The organism is Odoribacter sp. N15.MGS-14, assembly GCF_000980245.1.
In the GTDB taxonomy this organism is placed as follows: Bacteria; Bacteroidota; Bacteroidia; order Bacteroidales; family Marinifilaceae; genus Odoribacter; species Odoribacter splanchnicus.
The window spans coordinates 1-633 of the sequence record NZ_LARE01000189.1 but is presented as its reverse complement, the minus strand read 5'-3'; the positions used below and the strand labels follow the sequence as shown (position 1 = coordinate 633).

Annotated in this window: 1 tRNA gene and 1 rRNA gene; both read left to right on the top strand. The window is 53.9% G+C overall.

From position 1 onward, the window contains the following. Window positions 1-409 (top strand): 23S ribosomal RNA (locus WS34_RS15040); the annotation flags it as partial. A 69-nt stretch (window positions 410-478) separates the two neighbouring features. Continuing rightward, window positions 479-550, top strand: a tRNA-Gly gene (locus tag WS34_RS15035). Window positions 551-633: the final 83 nt, after the last annotated feature.

Sequence of the window (633 nt, the reverse complement as noted above, 5' to 3'; positions counted from 1 at the left end):
GGTTTGGCACCTCGATGTCGGCTCATCGCATCCTGGGGCTGAAGTAGGTCCCAAGGGTTGGGCTGTTCGCCCATTAAAGCGGTACGCGAGCTGGGTTCAGAACGTCGTGAGACAGTTCGGTCCCTATCCGGCGCAGGCGGAGGATATTTGAGAGGAGCTGTCCTTAGTACGAGAGGACCGGGATGGACGGACCGCTGGTGTACCGGTTGAGCTGCTAAGCTCATGGCCGGGTAGCCAAGTCTGGCAGGGATAAACGCTGAAGGCATCTAAGCGTGAAGCCCCCCTCAAGATGAGATATCCCATTCGAAAGAAGTAAGACCCCTTGAAGACGACGAGGTAGATAGGGCAGAGGTGGAAGTGCAGTAATGTACGGAGCTGACTGTTACTAATCGGTCGAGGGCTTATCCAGGAAGGTCTGGTTGGTTGATGAAACGGTGAAGATGATTTCAATATGTGGTTTTGAAGGTATGTTACCTATGCACGAGTGGCTCAGTGGTGGAGTATCGCCTTGCCAAGGCGAGGGTCGCGGGTTCGAATCCCGTCTCGTGCTCTCAATAAGATGTGAAAAAGAGGAGATATCCGATGGATACCTCCTCTTTTTTTCGCATGTTCGAGCCTTGCCGGGGTCGAGCG